The following is a 16,517-nucleotide window of genomic DNA, read 5'->3' as shown; positions in this document are numbered from 1 at the left end:
ACGAATTCATTCGCCTATTCGCCTCTGCACCGACACTCAAGGTTTACTGTAGCAGCGAGCCACGCAACGAGTGGGGCTGCGCATCATCAATGTGTACGTCGGCAAACTGCCCGATCAGGCGGGGATTGTCGCAGCGAAAATTGACAATCCGGTTGTTCTCGGTGCGACCTTGCAGTTCGCCGGGGTCTTTCTTTGAGTAATCTGTAACCAGAATACGCTGGATGCTGCCAACCATCTGTCGGCTGATCTCGAAACCCTGTTGGTTCAGGCGATGTTGCAACGCGGCCAGTCGCTCTTTTTTCAGCGCTTCCGGCGTGTCGTCTTTCAGGTCAGCGGCCGGTGTGCCGGGGCGCGGGCTGTAAATGAACGAGAACGAGAAGTCGAAACCGGCGTCTTCGATCAGCTTCATGGTGTTGTCGAAATCCTTTTCGGTTTCACCGGGGAAGCCAACGATGAAGTCGGAACTGATGCTGATACCCGGCACTGCCGCCCGAAGCTTGCGTAGCCTGGACTTGTATTCCAGCGTGGTGTGGTTGCGTTTCATGGCCGCCAGAATGCGGTCCGAACCTGACTGCACCGGCAAATGCAGGTGCTTGACCAGTTCCGGCACGTCGGCGTGCGCCTGAATCAGGCTGTCGGAAAACTCGAGCGGGTGCGAGGTTGTGTAACGAATGCGGTCGATGCCATCGACGACGGCAACTGCCCGAATCAGATCAGCCAAGTCGGCGACTCGCCCGTCATGGGTGGTGCCGCGATAACCGTTGACGTTCTGCCCCAGCAGTGTGACTTCGCGCACGCCGTGTTCGGCCAGGTGAGTGACCTCGGTCAGCACGTCATCGAACGGTCGGCTGACTTCTTCGCCGCGCGTGTAGGGCACCACGCAGAAGGTGCAGTACTTGCTGCAGCCTTCCATCACCGACACGTAAGCACTCGGGCCATCCACGCGCGGCTCGGGCAAGTGGTCGAATTTTTCGATCTCGGGGAATGAAACATCGACCTGCGGCAAGCGGGTGATGCGCGCTGCGTCGATCATTTCCGGCAGGCGGTGCAATGTTTGCGGGCCGAACACCACGTCCACGTAGGGCGCGCGGTCGCGGATGGCCGCGCCTTCCTGGCTGGCAACACAGCCGCCGACGGCAATCACCATCTCGGGGTTGGCCAGTTTCAGCTCACGCCAGCGGCCGAGCTGCGAATAGACCCGGTCTTGCGCACGCTCGCGAATCGAGCAGGTGTTGAGCAGGATCACGTCGGCGTCTTCCGCGCGAGCGGTGACTTCCAGAGCCTGATGTTCGCCCAGCAGATCGACCATGCGCGAGCTGTCGTACTCGTTCATCTGGCAACCGTGGGTTTCGATGTAAAGCTTCTTGGCCATGCGTGATCATCAACCGATTCAGTGAACCGATCATTATAAGGATGAAGGGCTCCGGTTCCTAGCGTTGGCTGTCTGATGGACATGCTATAGTCCGCGCCCCTTTTTCATCTCTGATCGTTAACCGCCCGTTATGACCAAACGCGAAGCTCCAATCTACAAGGTGATTTTCCTCAACCAGGGACAGGTGTTTGAAATGTATGCCAAACAGATCTATCAAAGTGATCTGTGGGGCTTTCTGGAAGTGGAAGAATTCGTCTTCGGCGAGCGCACGACTGTCGTGGTAGACCCCAGCGAAGAGAAGCTCAAGGCCCAGTTCGAAGGCGTGGTGCGCAGTTTTGTGCCGATGCATTCGATTGTGCGTATCGATGAAGTCGAGCGCATGGGCGTGCCCAAGATCAGCGAAGCACGCGGCACCAGCAATGTGATGCCGTTTCCCATGCCGATGCCGGAAAAATAGTTGCCTGGGGTATGAGCAGCGATTGCCCTGAGCTAACGCGGATCAGGGCAGTGGCGAGAAGGGACTGCGGCCTTCGGCGGTTTGCAGTTCAAGCAGGTATTTGCGGAAAATCTGACCGAGTACCTGAGTGGCCACTTCGAGGTCTTCGCGCTTCATCTTCGCCGACACTTCGTCTGCTGCGTCCAGCGCGTCTTCCGAGCCATTGACGGCGGCCATTTTCAGCACGATGTACGCCTGAATGTTATTGGCCTGCACCCCTTCGCCCCGGCTGAACATCAAGCCCAGCTGGTACTGCGCCTGAGCGTGGCCCTGCAATGAAGCCTGCTCGAAGTAATTCAGCGCCTGTGGCAAATCGCGAGGTGCATTTCTGCCCTCGTAATAGAACTCACCCAACTCGTATTGCGCCTGAGCATCCCCGCCCTGAGCGGCCTGCTGACAGGCTGCGAGCGCAGCAGGCAGGTTCTCTGGCTGGGTATTGAGGGTGCAACGACCCATCGCCGGGATTAACAACGAGTTGCCGCCGGCAGTCGCCAGCAGGGGATAGACAAGCAACAGGCAGCCCAATACAAGGGTGCGGCCGGTGCGGTTCATGGGAGTCGACTTACCTCTGAAAAAGGTGCGGGCATGCCCGACCAGCTAAACGTGCTGGCTGCGCATTATGAAATAAGCAGAGCCAACCTTACAAAGTCTTTACGGATTTTCTGCTGCACGGCGAGGAAAAACCCGTTTTTACGGGTGTATTGCCTGAAACCAAACTTCCAGTGCCGTGTATTTGCAGCGTTCGCACTGCATTGTAGAAGCAAAATACGCACTTAACGTTCCGTTTCATTCACAGACTTCACTTGCGCCGGTTCAATGACACCCCGCGCAAGTGTGTCTGGCGTGCTTATTTGAGCGCAGCGAACGCCTTTTCTGCGGCATCAAGTGTCAGTTTCAGCTCGGCATCGCCGTGGGCAATAGAGGTGAAACCGGCTTCAAAGGCACTTGGCGCAAGGTAGACGCCACCTTCCAGCATCAGGTGGAAGAAGCGCTTGAAGCGCTCGGCATCGCTGGTCATCACGTCTTCAAACGTAACAATTTCGCTTGCATCGCTGAAGTACAGGCCGAACATGCCGCCTGCCTGAGTCGTCACGAACGCGATGCCCGCGGCGTCAGCCCTTTGTTGCAGGCCTTCGAGCAGGCGGCGAGTGTAGTCGCTCAGCTCATCGTGAAAGCCTGGGCGGCTGATCAGGCGCAAAGTGGTCAGGCCAGCGGCCATCGCCAGAGGATTGCCCGACAGGGTGCCGGCTTGATAGACCGGGCCGAGCGGCGCGATGTGCGACATTATTTCGCGTTTGCCGCCAAAGCAGCCCACCGGCATGCCGCCGCCGATGATCTTGCCGAACGTGCTCAGATCAGGCTTCACATCGTAGTAAGCCTGTGCACCACCGAGGGCCACACGAAAACCGGTCATCACTTCGTCGAAAATCAGCACCACGCCATGCTCGTCGCACAGGGCGCGCAGCCCTTGCAGATAGCCCGGCGCGGGCGGTACGCAGTTCATGTTGCCTGCAACGGGCTCGACGATGATGCACGCCACTTCCTGGCCCACTTCGGCCAGCAGGTCGCGCACGGCGTTCAGGTCGTTGAAGGGTACGGTCAGGGTATGTTTGGCGAAGGCCGCTGGTACGCCCGGCGAGCTTGGCACGCCCAGCGTCAGTGCGCCGGAGCCGGCCTTGACCAGCAGGCTGTCGGAGTGGCCGTGGTAGCAGCCTTCGAACTTGATGATGCTATCGCGGCCGGTGAAGCCACGGGCCAGACGAATCGCGCTCATGGTCGCTTCGGTGCCCGAGCTGACCATGCGCACCATTTCCATGGACGGCACCAGCTCGCAGACCAGATCGGCCATCTCGGTTTCCATCGCGGTTGGCGCACCGTAAGACAGACCGTGTTCCAGCTGATTGCGCACGGCATCGAGCACGTCCGGGTGGCTATGGCCCAGAATCATCGGGCCCCAGGAGCCGACGTAGTCAACGTAGCGTTTGTCGTCTTCGTCAGTCACGTAAGCGCCAGCAGCATGCTTGAAGAACAGCGGCGTCCCCCCCACGCTCTTGAACGCGCGAACTGGCGAATTGACGCCACCGGGAATGTGTTTTTGGGCATTGGCGAACAGTGTTTCGGAACGGGACATGATCGGGTCTCTGCTTTGAAACGGGGAATTCGTGTCTACGCTGGGGTCAGCCGAGGCGGGCAGCTTTATACCGGGCTGCTTTATTGAGTGGCATGAGCCAGAGCAGGCGCAGGAACGCGCACTATATCAAATGAAGCGCGCACATATGACCATCATGCCAATGCTCCGAGCATGGGAGCACGAGTTTTGTGGCAGCGATTGCGCTCTACAACAACGCCATAAACGCTTTCGCCCGACGGGTGACTTCCTGTGGGGTTTCGGCGCCGAACAGGCCATGCACCACGGCCAGCAGGTCAGCGCCGTGCTCGACCAGTTGCGGGGCGTTTTCCAGGGTGATGCCGCCGATCACCGCAATCGGCAAATGAACCCTGGCGCGGACCTGGGCGATCAGGTCCAGCGGCACGGCCGGTGCGCCGGGCTTGGTCTGCGAATTGAAGAACCTGCCAAACGCCACGTAGGTCGCGCCGTCAGCCTTGGCTTGTTCCGCCAGCTCAAGCTGGCCGTGGCACGTAGCACCGACGATCGCCTTGTGCCCCAGCAGGGCGCGGGCATCCGGCAAAGAACCGTCGGTCTGCCCCAAATGCACACCAACCCCCAGACGAGCCGCCAGCTCGGCGTCGTCGTTGATAATCAGCCGCGTCTTGTAGCGTTCGCAAAGTTTGAGCAGTTCGGTCGCTTCGCGCAGACGGCGGGAGTCGTCACCGGTTTTGTCGCGGTATTGCAGCAGCGTCACGCCGCCGTCCAGCGCAGCCTCGACATAAGACAGAAATTTGCCGGTCAGCAACTGGCTGTCGGTGATGGCATACAGGCCACGTAGTTTCATGAATCGAGCCTCATGGCAGTGCGTTACGAGCAAAAATCCAGCGGCACGCGACGAGGCACAAATTGCCCCCGGCCCAGCTGTTCGGCATCGCGCAGTGTGCGCCAGGTGTAATCGAGTGCCGACTTCACGGCGCTGACCAGTTCTTCTCCCTGGGCAAGACGCCCGGCCAGCGTGCTGGCCAGTGTGCAGCCTGAACCGTGGTAGCTGCCCGGCAACCGCTCGCAGATGAAGGTGTGGGTCTGGCCGCCGCGGGTGTACAGGCGGTTGTGGATTTGCTGTTCGTCGCCATGCCCGCCCGTGATCAGCAGGTGCTGACAAAACGGCAGCAGTTTAGCTGCGCACTCATCTGCCGTGCCTTCAGGCAATTCGGCCAGAATGCGCGCTTCCGGAAGATTGGGTGTGGCGATGGTTGACAGCGGCAGCAGTTGTTCGCGCATGGCATAGCCGACTTCATCCTTGCCCAGGCGCCCACCACCGCCGGCACGCAGCACCGGGTCGCAGACCACTGGCACGTGTGGGTTGGCCTGCAGTAGTTCAACAACGGTGTCGACCATTTCCAGTGAACCCAGCATGCCCAGTTTGACTGCGGCCACGCTCGAATCATTCAGGATGGCATTGGCCTGGGCCATGACCCATTCACGGTCCAGCACCCGAAAATCACTGACGTTCACGGTGTCTTGCACGGTGAGCGCAGTAATGGCGGGAGCGGCATGGCAGCCTTGGGCGAGCAGGGCTTCGATATCGGCCTGTATACCGGCGCCGCCACTAGGGTCGTGGCCGGAGAGGCAGAGGACAACGGGGCGGGAGCTATAGATATTCATGGTGCGCGAGCTTATCACTAAACCTTTCACGGACCGCTGGTGCACCCGCTTTTTATTGCACATGTAGTTTGCATAAGTGCTGCCCAAGGTTTGCACGTGTTTTGCATACGTTCTGCATGAGTTCTGCATGCGTCTGCCAGCCGCACTCTGCGCGTGCCCGGCGACGCGCAAAATTACTCACGTTTGCTCTGAAATGACCGATATAGAGCTATTGCTTTGATTTTTATCGCGATACTGTCTTTACGCTATTAGCGACTATGCTTCAGTGGCAGGCCGGTTGTTGGCGGTTTGCGGGTGTTTTTATAGCGATGTCTGCTGGTGCATTTCCACGTTCAATGGTCTGTTTGAATCATTAGCCTGTTTCAAGGATAGAAATCTGCAGGACGTCGTCATCAACGGATGGATTGAACGCGACGACCTACCTTGGGGCTTCAATGCGCTATCTGTTGATCATCCTGGCTTTCTGGCTGCCGTTGCAGAGTCACGCGGTCGAGTTTGATGAGAACACTCGTTTTCTGCCGCTGGGCCGTGCCGTTCAGGTTTTTGAAGACCCGACCGGCACAGCGACCATCGACAGCGTCAGTTCGCCAGCCGGGGCGCAAGCCTTTCGGCCCGCACCCGCTGGCACTTTCAATGCAGGCTATTCGCGCTCTGCGTTCTGGCTGAAAGTCGAGCTTTCGTATCGTCCCGCCGATGCCGATATTCACAACGACTGGCTGCTGGAGCTGGCGTATCCGCCGATGGACCGGGTCGACTTTTACGCGCCAGATGCCAACGGTCGTCCGACACTGACCTGGCAGACCGGCGACATGCTGCCTTTCGCCAGCCGTCAATTCGCCCAGAATAACTACCTCTTTCAGCTGGAGCTGCCGCCAGGCCAGACGCGCACCCTGTATGTGCGTATCAGCAGCGAAGGTTCGGTACAGGCACCGCTCAACCTTTGGTCCACACACGCCTATTTAGAGGCGCAGCCCACCAAGATCTATGTGTTTGGCCTGATCTACGGCGTGCTGCTCGGCATGCTGGTCTACAACCTGTTCATCTACCTCAGCGTGCGCGAGCCCGATTACCTTTATTACCTGTTGTACGTGGCCGCCTTCGGGCTGTATCAGATGTCGATCAACGGGGTCGCCATCGAGTACTTGTGGCCTGACAGCCCCTGGTGGGCGAACGCCTCAACGCCGTTCCTGATGGCGCTGGCCACGTTGTTTGCCTGTCAGTTCACACGCAGCTTTCTGGGCACTGTGCGGCTGGGCCGCTGGCTCGATCGTTCGCTGTTGACCCTCATTGGCGCTGCCGTGCTGGTGATGTGCATCGCCTTGTTCCTCAGCTACGGGCCGGCGTTGCGCGCTGCCACGCAGCTGGTGATGGCCGGCGCCTTGACGATTTATCTGGCCGGCATCGTCGCCGTCGTGAAAGGTGAGCGGGTGGGGCGCTACTTTGTGCTTGCCTGGTCGGTCTTCATGATTGGCGGGCTGGTCTTCGGGCTGATGCTGATGGGTTACATGCCCAACACCTTCCTGACCATGTACGCCTCGCACATCGGCACATTGCTGGAAATGGCGTTCTTGTCGATGGCGCTGGCGGACCGCATCAACCATGCCCGTTACCAACAGGAACAAACCTTGCTGGCTTACGGCAAGGATCTGGAACGCCTGAACCAGCAACTGGCCACCAGCAACCGGCTCAAAGACGAATTTCTTGCCACGCTCACCCACGAATTGCGCACGCCGATGAACGGGGTGATCGGCTCGCTGGAGGTGATGCAGACGCTCGACATGGACGACGAAGTCGAGATGTACCAGCAAACGGCGGCCAGTTCTGCGCGGGACATGATGAGCATGATCAACGGCATTTTGACCCTCACCGAGCTTCAGGCCGGTGTGCTGTATGCCGAATGCAGCGCGTTTGCGCCCGTCGATCTGGTTGACAGGTTGCGTGAGCGCTTCAGCGGGGCAGCGCAATCCAAGGGCCTGACACTGACGCTTGATCTGGACGATAAGCTGCCGCCCGGCATTCGCGGCGATGCCGGCAAGCTCTACCAGTGCCTTGAATGCCTGGTGGACAACGCGATCAAGTTCACGCGCAAGGGCGCGGTGCAGGTGCGTTTCAGCGGGCAGCCGCAGGATCTGGAGCGCATGTACCTGCGCGTCGAAGTAATGGACAGCGGGATTGGTTTCAGCCATCTGGACGAAGCTTTGCTGTATCAGCACTTCCTGCAGGTCGATGGCTCCATGACCCGCGAATACGGCGGGTTGGGTATCGGTCTGGCGATCTGTCGGAAACTGGTCGAGTTGCAGGGCGGCGAACTCAGTCATCGTTCAGAGCCTGGCAAGGGCAGTTGTTTTACACTGAGCATTCCCATGCTGATGGCGGTGCCGGGCGCAGTACGCCGGGCGCCCGAAGCCAAGGCTCAGTGGGGGCACGTAAGCCGCTCCTGACACCGCTAAGCAGCAAAAGCGCCGGTTTTTCGGCGACTATGGCACCCTGCTGCAAGGCCTTGATGTCGAATCATTGCTGTTCAAGCCTTCTCCGCAGGTGGCATGAGCACGCGAACCCGTTACGATGCACGTCTGCAAGATCAGACAGGACATGAATCGTGACCCAAGCCTTTGTTGTCGTAGACACCGCCGAGCAAGCCGTCGAGCGGCTTGCCGAGCTGCACGAGCGCGCCACCAGCGCGTTGAGCCAGGCGCTCAAGCGCTACCTGAAAGACCGCGTCGAGCCCACCGCCGAAGAGCGAGCGCAGTTCAGCTACCCGCAACTGCGCCTAGTCTACAAATGCCACGGTGAAGTGCCGCTGACCACCCGCGCCTACGCCAAGGTCCAGCTGCCCGGCACTTACAGCGTCACGGTCACGCAGCCCAAAGCCTTCAAAAAATATCTGCTGGAGCAGCTTGTCCCGCTGATGAGCGACTTTACCGTCACGGTCGAAGTCGGCATGAGCGAGCAGAGCATTCCTTATCCTTACGTGGTCGAGCAGGGCGATGAGCTGGCGGGCACCGGCGTGACCGCTGCGGCGCTGGCCCGCGTGTTCCCGAGCACCGACCTGTCGGCCGCCACCGACGGCATTGCCGACGGTCTTTATGACTGGGCCAACGTTGACCCGCTGCCACTGGCGCTGTTCGATGCCGCACGAGTGGATTTCTCGCTGCGTCGTCTGGTGCACTACACCGGCAGCGACTGGCGTCATGTACAGCCGTGGATTCTGTTGACCAACTACCACCGGTACGTTGACCAGTTCATCTTGCATGGCCTGGAAAAACTCCGCGAAGACCCGCGTTTCGTGCGCATGGTTTTGCCGGGCAACGTGGTGGTCGACAAGAGCATGGGCGTCGACGAGGCCCAGGCGATTGTCGCCAGCGTGGTCTGGCACCGTTACCAGATGCCGGCTTATCACCTGATTGCCGAAGACGGTCACGGCGTGACGCTGGTCAACATCGGCGTCGGCCCGTCGAACGCCAAGAACATCACCGACCATCTGGCGGTGCTGCGTCCGCATTGCTGGCTGATGATCGGCCACTGTGGCGGCCTGCGTCAGTCGCAGACCATCGGCGATTACGTTCTGGCGCACGCTTACATGCGTCGCGACGGGATTCTCGACCGCGTACTGCCGCCGCATATCCCGATTCCAGCGCTGGCCGAAGTGCAACTGGCCTTGCAGGAGTCTGCCGCGCAGATCACCGGCGAGCGTGGCGAAGAGCTCAAGAAGCGTCTGCGCACCGGCACGGTTCTGACGTACGACGACCGCAACTGGGAGCTGCGCTGGGCTCAGGAGCGTCCGCTGATCAACCTGTCGCGCGCCGTAGCGGTGGACATGGAAAGCGGCACTATTGCCGCTCAGGGTTATCGCCTGCGTGTGCCGTACGGCACGCTGCTCTGCGTCTCCGACAAGCCGCTGCACAGTGAAATCAAGCTGCCGGGGTCGGCCAATGCGTTCTACGAACGTGCGGTCAGTCAGCACTTGAAGATCGGCATTGCCGCGCTGGACCTGATGCGCACCCAACTGAACTCGCTGCACTCACGCAAGCTGCGCAGCTTCGATGAGCCACCGTTCCGTTGATGGCTGCTCGTTAACAGGTTGGTATTTGCACCAAGGGCCACTAAAGTGGCCCTTTCTGTTTTCCGATTGCCGAATTCCCATGCCTCGCACCCAACGCCCCGTTTCCCGTCGTCCTGCGTCTAAGCCGGCAGGCGCTGCCCGCCGTGTCGCCAAAGCGCCACCGGCCGAGCCGAAGCTGATTCTGTTCAACAAGCCTTTTGATGTGCTGACCCAGTTCAGTGACGAGGAAGGCCGGGCCACGCTCAAGGACTTCATCAAGATCCCCGGCATTTACCCGGCTGGCCGGCTGGACCGTGACAGTGAAGGCTTGTTGCTGCTGACCAATGATGGCCAGTTGCAGGCGCGGATTGCCGACCCGAAACACAAGCTGGCCAAGACGTATTGGGTGCAGGTCGAGGGTGAGCCGACGCCAGAGCAGTTGCAGCAGTTGCGCAACGGCGTTCAGCTTAATGACGGTCCGACCTTGCCCGCCGAGGCGCGGCAGCTTGATGAGCCGCAACTCTGGCCGCGCAACCCGCCGGTGCGCTTTCGCAAGAGCGTGCCGACCAGTTGGCTGGAGCTGGTCATCAAGGAAGGTCGCAACCGTCAGGTACGGCGCATGACCGCCGCAGTCGGGCTACCCACCTTGCGGCTGGTGCGGGTCAGGATTGGCGACTGGACGCTGGATGGTCTGGACCAGGGCCAATACCGGGAAGTCGCTGCAAAGCTGTGATTGCAGGTATCAGTCAGCTGCGCAGGTGAGTCAGCGGCATTTCGGTGCTGGCCAGTACCTGATTGAGCACGAAGCTGGATTTGACGCTGGTCACGCCTTCGATACGCGTCAGGTGGCCCAGCAGCAATTTCTGATAGTGATCCATGTCAGGGACCACCACTTTCAGCTGATAGTCCGCGTCCATGCCGGTCACCAGGCTGCATTCCAGCACCTGAGGCAGGTTACGGATGTGCTGCTCGAAGTTCTCGAAGCGCTCCGGCGTGTGGCGGTCCATGCCGATCAGCACGTAGGCGGTCAGGTTCAGGCCAAGTTTCTTGCGATCAAGCAGGGCAACCTGACGCACGATATAACCGTCGTCTTCCAGTTGCTTGACCCGGCGCGAGCACGGCGAAGGTGACAGACCAATGCGTTCGGCCAATTCCTGGTTGGAAATACGTGCGTCCCGTTGCAGTTCAGCCAAAATGCTCAGGTCATATCTGTCGAGCTTGCTCACGATGCACCCCTTTATGAGTTGAATTGCGCTGGATTATTCATCTGAAGTCAAAAATTGCGCAAGTGATGTTTTAATCGGCAATATTAGCAATCCCCTGCCACTGCCTCAGGCCTATTCTTTTAAACAGAATCACTGCCCGGACACAGCGTCCAGCGACTCGCCAAATCAGGCCAGTTGCGGCCTCCCACCCAACAGGGTGTGCCAGGCCCCCGGGCTACATACTGTCCAGAAGACGGCATGAGGTGAGCCGACGTCAAAAGCGTTGCGCCAGGACGAAGCATCTCAAGGGGACCCTCTCAGACTGTGTGAAAACCTAGCAATCTGCGCAGCGCTCAAAGAAAATGCTCCGTATCGAAAGATACAGAGCATTTTTCGTTATGGCCTACATCCAAGGTGAGTCCCGCAGCCAGACCAGCCTATTCCCGGTCTCGCTGGAAGAGTTGATCCCCGAGGATCACCTCGTTCGTGTCATTGACCTGTACGTTGCCAAGCTCGATCTGGTGCAACTGGGCTTCGATAAAGCGATTCCAAAAAGCACGGGGCGCCCTGCTTATGATCCCGCCGATCAGCTAAAACTCTACCTCTACGGCTATTTTCAGCGGATTCGCTCATCGCGACGTCTTGAAGCCGAGTGTCAGCGCAACATCGAAGTGATGTGGCTGATCAACCGGCTCAAGCCCGACTTCAAGACCATCGCCGACTTTCGCAAGAACAATAAACCCGCCTTCATCGCGACCTGCCGTGCTTTCGTTCGATTTTGTCGCACAGCAGGCTTGATCGCCGGTGAATTGGTGGCCATCGACGGCAGCAAGTTTCAGGCGGTCGCCTCCTCACGGCGTCATGTGAATTTGAAGCAGCTCAAGCGCCAGGAAGAAAAACTGGATAAGCGCATCGCTCAGTATCTGGCCGAGCTGGATGAGGCCGACAAGGCTGAAACCACAGATTCAATTGATCGCAGCGCAATCAAAGCAGCACTGGCACAGCTTGAGGCTCGACAACAGGATAATCAGAGTTGCCAGGCACTGATGCGTTCGATGGGCATCGAGCAGTTCAACACTCATGAAAGCGATGCCCGAATGATGCGCACGGCCAAAGGGCCACGTGTGGCCTACAACGTGCAAACCGTCGTGGACGCCGAGCATTGCCTGATTTTGCATCATGAGGTCACCCAGGATGGCGATGACCGAAAGCAACTGGAGCCGATGGCCAAGGCCGCCAAAGCAGAGTTACAGCAAGATGAGCTGACGGTCACTGCCGATGCCGGCTACTCCAATGGCAAGCAGTTTCAGGCCTGCGAGGATGCTTCGATTACGGCCTATGTACCGCCCAATCGTTCGAAAAACCCTGGCAGTCAGGAAGAGCAGCTCTTTGAGCGAAAAGACTTTATCTATGAGGCCGGACACGATCGTTTCCAGTGTCCGGCAGGCAAATGGTTAACGCTAAAACAGCACAACAAAGGTGATCGGATCTATCAGGCTGAGGTCGATGACTGCGCCAACTGCGCGCTGAAAACGCAATGCACTCGAGCCCAGCGCCGTTATGTCTCACGACATGCCCATGAAGAGGCTTTCGAGCGGATGGAGCAAAGAATGCAGGCGCATCCTGAGATGATGGCCAACCGAAGATCCATCGTTGAGCACCCCTTCGGCAACCTCAAGCAATGGCTATTTGGTAATGGCCGTTTCTTGCTGCGACAACTGGAGGGGACAAAAGCTGAAATGGCCTTGGCGGTGAATGCTTATAACCTGAAACGAGCGATTAAAGTGCTCGGTGTGCGCCATCTGATGGCTTTGATGGGCTGAGCGGTCATTTTTTCGTCTGCTGCCAATACAAAACAAAACGCCCCGAACAAGTCGGGGCGTTTGCTTGGGCCTTCATCAGTGTGTTTTCACACAGTCTGCTCTGGTCCCCTTTTCTTTGTCTGCCGATAATGCGCTCTGCTGATAAAGTGCGCAGAACGGCGCTACGCTTAAGCAGTCTTAACTACGTCAACCCGCGCTCTAGTGAGGAAAGCATGAAATCTGGCATCTGGCAGTTCGCGGGTGTAAGTCTGTTGTGTCTGGGCATCAGTGCTCAGGCGCTGGCTGATGAACGCGATGAATCGCGGCAAAACCAGCTTTACGGCGGCTCCAATGACAATGGGCAGCAGCGTCAGCAGCAGCAAAATCAGCAGCGCAATGTGGAGCGTCAGCAGCAACAACAGCGCTTTCAAGAGCAGAATAATCAGCAGCGTCAGGTACAACAGCAGCAAAACCAGCTGCGTAATGTCGAGCGCGAGCAGCAACAGCAGATCAATCAGCAGCAGGACAACCAGCAGCGTCAGATTCAGCAACAGCAGAATCAGCAGCGCCAGGTCGAGCGCCAGCAACAGCAGCAGATCCAGCAACAACAGTTGCAGCAGCGCAATGTGGAGCGTCAGCAGCAACAGCAGATCGATCAGCAACAGCGTGACCAGCAGCGGCAGATTCAACAGCAGCAAAACCAGCAGCGTCAGCAGTTGCGCCAGAGCCAGGACAACCTGCCGATCCAGAGTGGCCCCAGAGAGGCGTGGCAAACCCAGCAGCCACGCCAGGGCTACTATCAGGACATTCCGCGCGGCAACAATCGCAATTGGCAGGCCGGCAATGGCCGCCCCAATGATCGATGGGAAGGTCGCCCGGATGGACACGGCAACGGCTGGGGTCCCGGCCCGCAATATCGGCCTGGCTACGCGATAGACCGAGTGCCTGGCGGTTACTCGCGCATCCCTTATCGCGGGCAGGATTATTTTTATTCCGGAGGCTACTGGTATCGCCCGCAAGGCCCACGCTATGTCGTGGTAACCCCGCCTTATGGCGTTCGGGTGAGCAGGCTGCCGTCTTATTCGCAGGAAGTGTGGATCGGCAGCAGCCTGCTGTTTCTGGCGGCGGGCACTTACTATGCGTATCAGCCCGACAGTCAGGATTATGTGGTGGTCAACCCGCCGCAGAACGAGGCGGTTTATCAGGCCCCGGCAGAGCAGCAGGGCAATGGCTACGATCCGGTTGCCTACCCGCAGAACGGTCAAAGCCAGCAGCAGGTCGAGCTGGATCGTTACCAGTGCTACCGCTGGGCCGCGGAGCAGAGCGGTTTCGATCCGGCCAATATCACCTCGCAGCCGCAACCTGAGGTGGTGGACCTTTACCGTCGTTCGATGGGTGCGTGCCTGGCGGGGCGTGGTTACAGCGTCAATTGAGAGGGGTCAGGCGTGTGCCTGCCTGACCACTTCCTGAGGGTCGGCGTGCACCAGCACTTCGGCCTTCGGGAATTGCTCGTGAATAGCGTCGGCGGCCTGATCGCAGAGTGCGTGCGCCACTGACAGGGTCAGCGTTCCCGGCAGTTCCAGGTGCAATTGCACAAACCAGTGATTACCGGAAATCCGCGTGCGCAGATCATGCGCCCCGAGTACGCCCGGCACACTGCGCGCCAGTTCCAGCATGCGCGTGCTGACATCGGCCGGCAGCTCTTCGTCCATCAACACTGACACGGTTTCGCGGGCAATCTGCAGCGCGCTCCAGAGTATGTACAGCGCGATGCCCAGGCCAAAATAGGCATCCAGCTGTTGCCAGCCGAAATACGCCAGGGTCAGGGCCACCAGAATACTTGCGTTGAGCAGCAGGTCAGAGCGGTAGTGCAGCGAGTCGGCACGGATGGCTGCAGAGCCGGTCGCCTTGATCACCCGGTATTGCAGGCTGAGCAGCGCGAGCGTCAGCGCAATGGAAATCACCATCACCACCATGCCCAACAACGGCGCGCCGAGTGGCTCCGGGTTCTGGATGCGCTCGACTGCCTGAACGGCAATAAGCACGCCACTGACAGTGATAAACAGCGCCTGCGCCATGCCTGACAGAGCTTCCGCCTTGCCGTGACCATAACGATGATCATCGTCGGCAGGGCGCAGCGCGTAATGCACCGCCAGCAGATTAAGAAACGAGGCCGCGCCATCGAGCAACGAGTCCGTCAGCCCGGCCAGCAGACTGACCGAACCGCTCAGCCACCAGGCCACGCCCTTGGCCAGAATCAGCGTCACGGCAACCGCCAGCGAAGCCCGTGTCGCCAGACGCAGCAGGCGGGAATGTTCGGCAGTGGTGCTCATGACGCTTCCTTCTTGTCAGGCTGCCGGGATCAGACCCAGTGTCGCCAGTTGCTCCACGCTGCCTTTGTGTTGGATCAGACGCGGGTCGTTCAATGGCAGGGAACGGCCCAGCTCGGTTTCGATAATGGCTTGCAGCTTGATGTTGTCGACACTGCCGTCAGCCTTGAGGGCTTTTTGCAGCTTCTGCGGATCAATCTGCGCATGCTCGCCAGGTCCGTAATAAATCGCACCTGTCGCGAAGTCCACCGCAAACGCGATCACACCGGGAACGATATAGAACAACAGCGCGAAAGCATCCAGCGCCGCAATGGCCGGATCCACCTTGCCATCAATCTGACCCCGACGGTCCGGATAGAAAATACTGCCGCAGGCAGAAATCTGGGTCAGCAACGTGGCGACCAGAACGCCACCGATCAAGCGAGAAGGAATGCGCATGGAAAGCTCCTGAGATGAAGAGGGCAACTATACAAGGCAATGGCTGCAAGGCTAAGACTATTGAGTGATGGGGTGGTTCTGCGGTTGATGCTCGTGTCGCGGGTAAGCGCTCAGCGTTATACACAAGTCCTGAAGATATAAGCCCATTTCTCTGGCTTCTGGCGGGAGTGGACCGGGCGACGCTTCGCTTGTCCACGCTTGACCTCAGGTGGAGCGGGTTTCCCGTGGGAGCGGACTTGTCCGCGAAAAGAACGGTACATTCGCGGAAGGTTGTCGCCCCTGCCAAAGCCTTCGCGGACAAGCGAAGCGTCGCCCGGTCCCACACAAGCGACGCGCCGACCGGTCTGCTCTTGCACAGGCGTATCTACGAAACGGTATCTGCGACTTTGGTCAGCCACTCAATTGGCACCGCCTCCACCAACCAAACCCCATTGTCTGCCTGAAAAAACTGTACCCCTGCCTCGAACATCCCCTTCGCATCAACGGCCAGCAACACCGGTTGCCCGTAACGTTTTCCAACGCTCAGTGCGGTTTCGGGATCTTCTGTCAGGTGAACATGATGCCGACTGCCAGCGATCAGCCCCTGAGTTTCGATGGATGCCATGAAGCGGCTGGCGGTGCCGTGGTAGAGCCAGGCTGGCGGTTCCTTTTCGATGTGCTGCACCTGAACCTGCTCGGTGCTGTGGCCTTGCGCTGCACGAATGCGCTGGCCATCTTCGGACAGCGTGAAGCGCTTTTTCTCGTTGGTCTCGACCACTTCTTCCAACGCCTGACGGTCGAAACTATGGCCGTTCGCGTTTGCCTTGCCGACCAGTTCATCGACCTCGCACCAGCCGTCGCGGTCCAGGGTCAGACCCATTGATTCAGGCGCGTGGCGCAGAACGTAGCTGAGCAGCTTGCTGATCTCGTCGCGTTGTTTCTTGTTCAAGGACGTGCCCTTTTTATGTCGGCTGCCGGTTTACAGTCTCTCTGCGTAATGACCCTAGTCTAGAGACAAACTCTTTCCGGTTTCAATGCCGGGAATACTGATCAGCTCTCTGCTTCAAGCATGTTGCGT

Annotated in this window: 16 protein-coding genes; 6 read left to right on the top strand and 10 right to left on the bottom strand. The window is 58.9% G+C overall.

Features of this window, described 5'->3' with window-relative positions; genetic code table 11:
• Window positions 1-43 precede the first annotated feature (43 nt).
• Window positions 44-1,372: a tRNA (N6-isopentenyl adenosine(37)-C2)-methylthiotransferase MiaB gene (miaB, locus tag PSPTO_RS24845; protein ID WP_005620645.1), complete on the bottom strand. Its 1,329-nt coding sequence runs from the start codon at window positions 1,370-1,372 to the stop codon at window positions 44-46.
• 130 nt (window positions 1,373-1,502) lie between these two features.
• Here miaB and PSPTO_RS24840 point away from each other — a divergent pair, with 130 nt between their 5' ends.
• The gene (locus PSPTO_RS24840; RefSeq protein WP_003376591.1) at window positions 1,503-1,829 is read left to right on the top strand and encodes a DUF1820 family protein; all 327 of its coding nucleotides are present in this window, start codon (window positions 1,503-1,505) and stop codon (window positions 1,827-1,829) included.
• Window positions 1,830-1,871: 42 nt separating this feature from the next.
• On the opposite strand, the gene PSPTO_RS24835 is transcribed toward PSPTO_RS24840, so the two are convergent.
• From PSPTO_RS24835 to PSPTO_RS24820, 4 genes are all read right to left on the bottom strand, one after another.
• On the bottom strand, window positions 1,872-2,420 hold the full coding sequence (locus PSPTO_RS24835; RefSeq protein WP_003376593.1) for a tetratricopeptide repeat protein: 549 nt from the start codon (window positions 2,418-2,420) through the stop codon (window positions 1,872-1,874).
• Window positions 2,421-2,715: 295 nt separating this feature from the next.
• Window positions 2,716-3,999, bottom strand: coding sequence for a glutamate-1-semialdehyde 2,1-aminomutase (hemL, locus tag PSPTO_RS24830; protein WP_007243834.1), 1,284 nt, complete (start codon window positions 3,997-3,999; stop codon window positions 2,716-2,718).
• A 205-nt stretch (window positions 4,000-4,204) separates the two neighbouring features.
• Window positions 4,205-4,822 carry a thiamine phosphate synthase gene (gene thiE / locus PSPTO_RS24825; protein WP_005763279.1) on the bottom strand — a complete coding sequence of 206 codons (618 nt, stop codon included), beginning with the start codon at window positions 4,820-4,822 and terminating at the stop codon, window positions 4,205-4,207.
• 23 nt (window positions 4,823-4,845) lie between these two features.
• Entirely contained in the window at window positions 4,846-5,643 is a 798-nt protein-coding gene (locus tag PSPTO_RS24820; protein ID WP_011105183.1) for a hydroxymethylpyrimidine/phosphomethylpyrimidine kinase, read from the bottom strand.
• A gap of 434 nt (window positions 5,644-6,077) precedes the next feature.
• Between PSPTO_RS24820 and PSPTO_RS24815 the strand changes: the two genes are divergently transcribed.
• From PSPTO_RS24815 to PSPTO_RS24805, 3 genes are all read left to right on the top strand, one after another.
• Window positions 6,078-8,084, top strand: coding sequence for a sensor histidine kinase (locus PSPTO_RS24815; RefSeq protein ID WP_005763284.1), 2,007 nt, complete (start codon window positions 6,078-6,080; stop codon window positions 8,082-8,084).
• Window positions 8,085-8,242: 158 nt separating this feature from the next.
• A complete protein-coding gene (amn, locus tag PSPTO_RS24810; protein WP_003376603.1) occupies window positions 8,243-9,706 on the top strand; it encodes an AMP nucleosidase in 1,464 nt (487 codons plus the stop codon).
• 79 nt (window positions 9,707-9,785) lie between these two features.
• The gene (locus tag PSPTO_RS24805; RefSeq protein WP_005763288.1) at window positions 9,786-10,418 is read left to right on the top strand and encodes an rRNA large subunit pseudouridine synthase E; all 633 of its coding nucleotides are present in this window, start codon (window positions 9,786-9,788) and stop codon (window positions 10,416-10,418) included.
• Between the two features lie 13 nt (window positions 10,419-10,431).
• Here the strand turns inward: PSPTO_RS24805 and PSPTO_RS24800 are convergent, their stop codons facing one another.
• Window positions 10,432-10,911: an Lrp/AsnC family transcriptional regulator gene (locus PSPTO_RS24800; protein WP_003376607.1), complete on the bottom strand. Its 480-nt coding sequence runs from the start codon at window positions 10,909-10,911 to the stop codon at window positions 10,432-10,434.
• A gap of 377 nt (window positions 10,912-11,288) precedes the next feature.
• Between PSPTO_RS24800 and PSPTO_RS24795 the strand changes: the two genes are divergently transcribed.
• Window positions 11,289-12,713, top strand: a complete 1,425-nt coding sequence (locus tag PSPTO_RS24795) for an IS1182-like element ISPsy6 family transposase (protein ID WP_003408269.1) — start codon at window positions 11,289-11,291, stop codon at window positions 12,711-12,713.
• Window positions 12,714-12,880: 167 nt separating this feature from the next.
• Here the strand turns inward: PSPTO_RS24795 and PSPTO_RS24790 are convergent, their stop codons facing one another.
• Window positions 12,881-13,417, bottom strand: a complete 537-nt coding sequence (locus tag PSPTO_RS24790; RefSeq protein ID WP_174518819.1) for a hypothetical protein — start codon at window positions 13,415-13,417, stop codon at window positions 12,881-12,883.
• Between PSPTO_RS24790 and PSPTO_RS24785 the strand changes: the two genes are divergently transcribed.
• Window positions 13,319-14,125, top strand: coding sequence for a DUF6515 family protein (locus tag PSPTO_RS24785; protein ID WP_310886616.1), 807 nt, complete (start codon window positions 13,319-13,321; stop codon window positions 14,123-14,125). The genes PSPTO_RS24790 and PSPTO_RS24785 overlap by 99 nt on opposite strands.
• A gap of 6 nt (window positions 14,126-14,131) precedes the next feature.
• Here the strand turns inward: PSPTO_RS24785 and PSPTO_RS24780 are convergent, their stop codons facing one another.
• The 3 genes from PSPTO_RS24780 to PSPTO_RS24770 form a co-directional block, all read right to left on the bottom strand.
• Window positions 14,132-15,025, bottom strand: coding sequence for a cation diffusion facilitator family transporter (locus PSPTO_RS24780; RefSeq protein ID WP_005763294.1), 894 nt, complete (start codon window positions 15,023-15,025; stop codon window positions 14,132-14,134).
• A gap of 15 nt (window positions 15,026-15,040) precedes the next feature.
• Window positions 15,041-15,460, bottom strand: coding sequence for a hypothetical protein (locus tag PSPTO_RS24775; protein WP_003376614.1), 420 nt, complete (start codon window positions 15,458-15,460; stop codon window positions 15,041-15,043).
• A gap of 364 nt (window positions 15,461-15,824) precedes the next feature.
• Window positions 15,825-16,388 (bottom strand): RNA 2'-phosphotransferase, encoded by a 564-nt coding sequence (locus PSPTO_RS24770; RefSeq protein WP_011105180.1) that lies wholly within the window; start codon window positions 16,386-16,388, stop codon window positions 15,825-15,827.
• Window positions 16,389-16,517: the final 129 nt, after the last annotated feature.

It is taken from the genome of Pseudomonas syringae pv. tomato str. DC3000 (assembly GCF_000007805.1).
GTDB classification, from domain to species: Bacteria; Pseudomonadota; Gammaproteobacteria; order Pseudomonadales; family Pseudomonadaceae; genus Aquipseudomonas; species Aquipseudomonas avellanae.
This window is presented reverse-complemented; position numbering and strand designations above follow the sequence as displayed.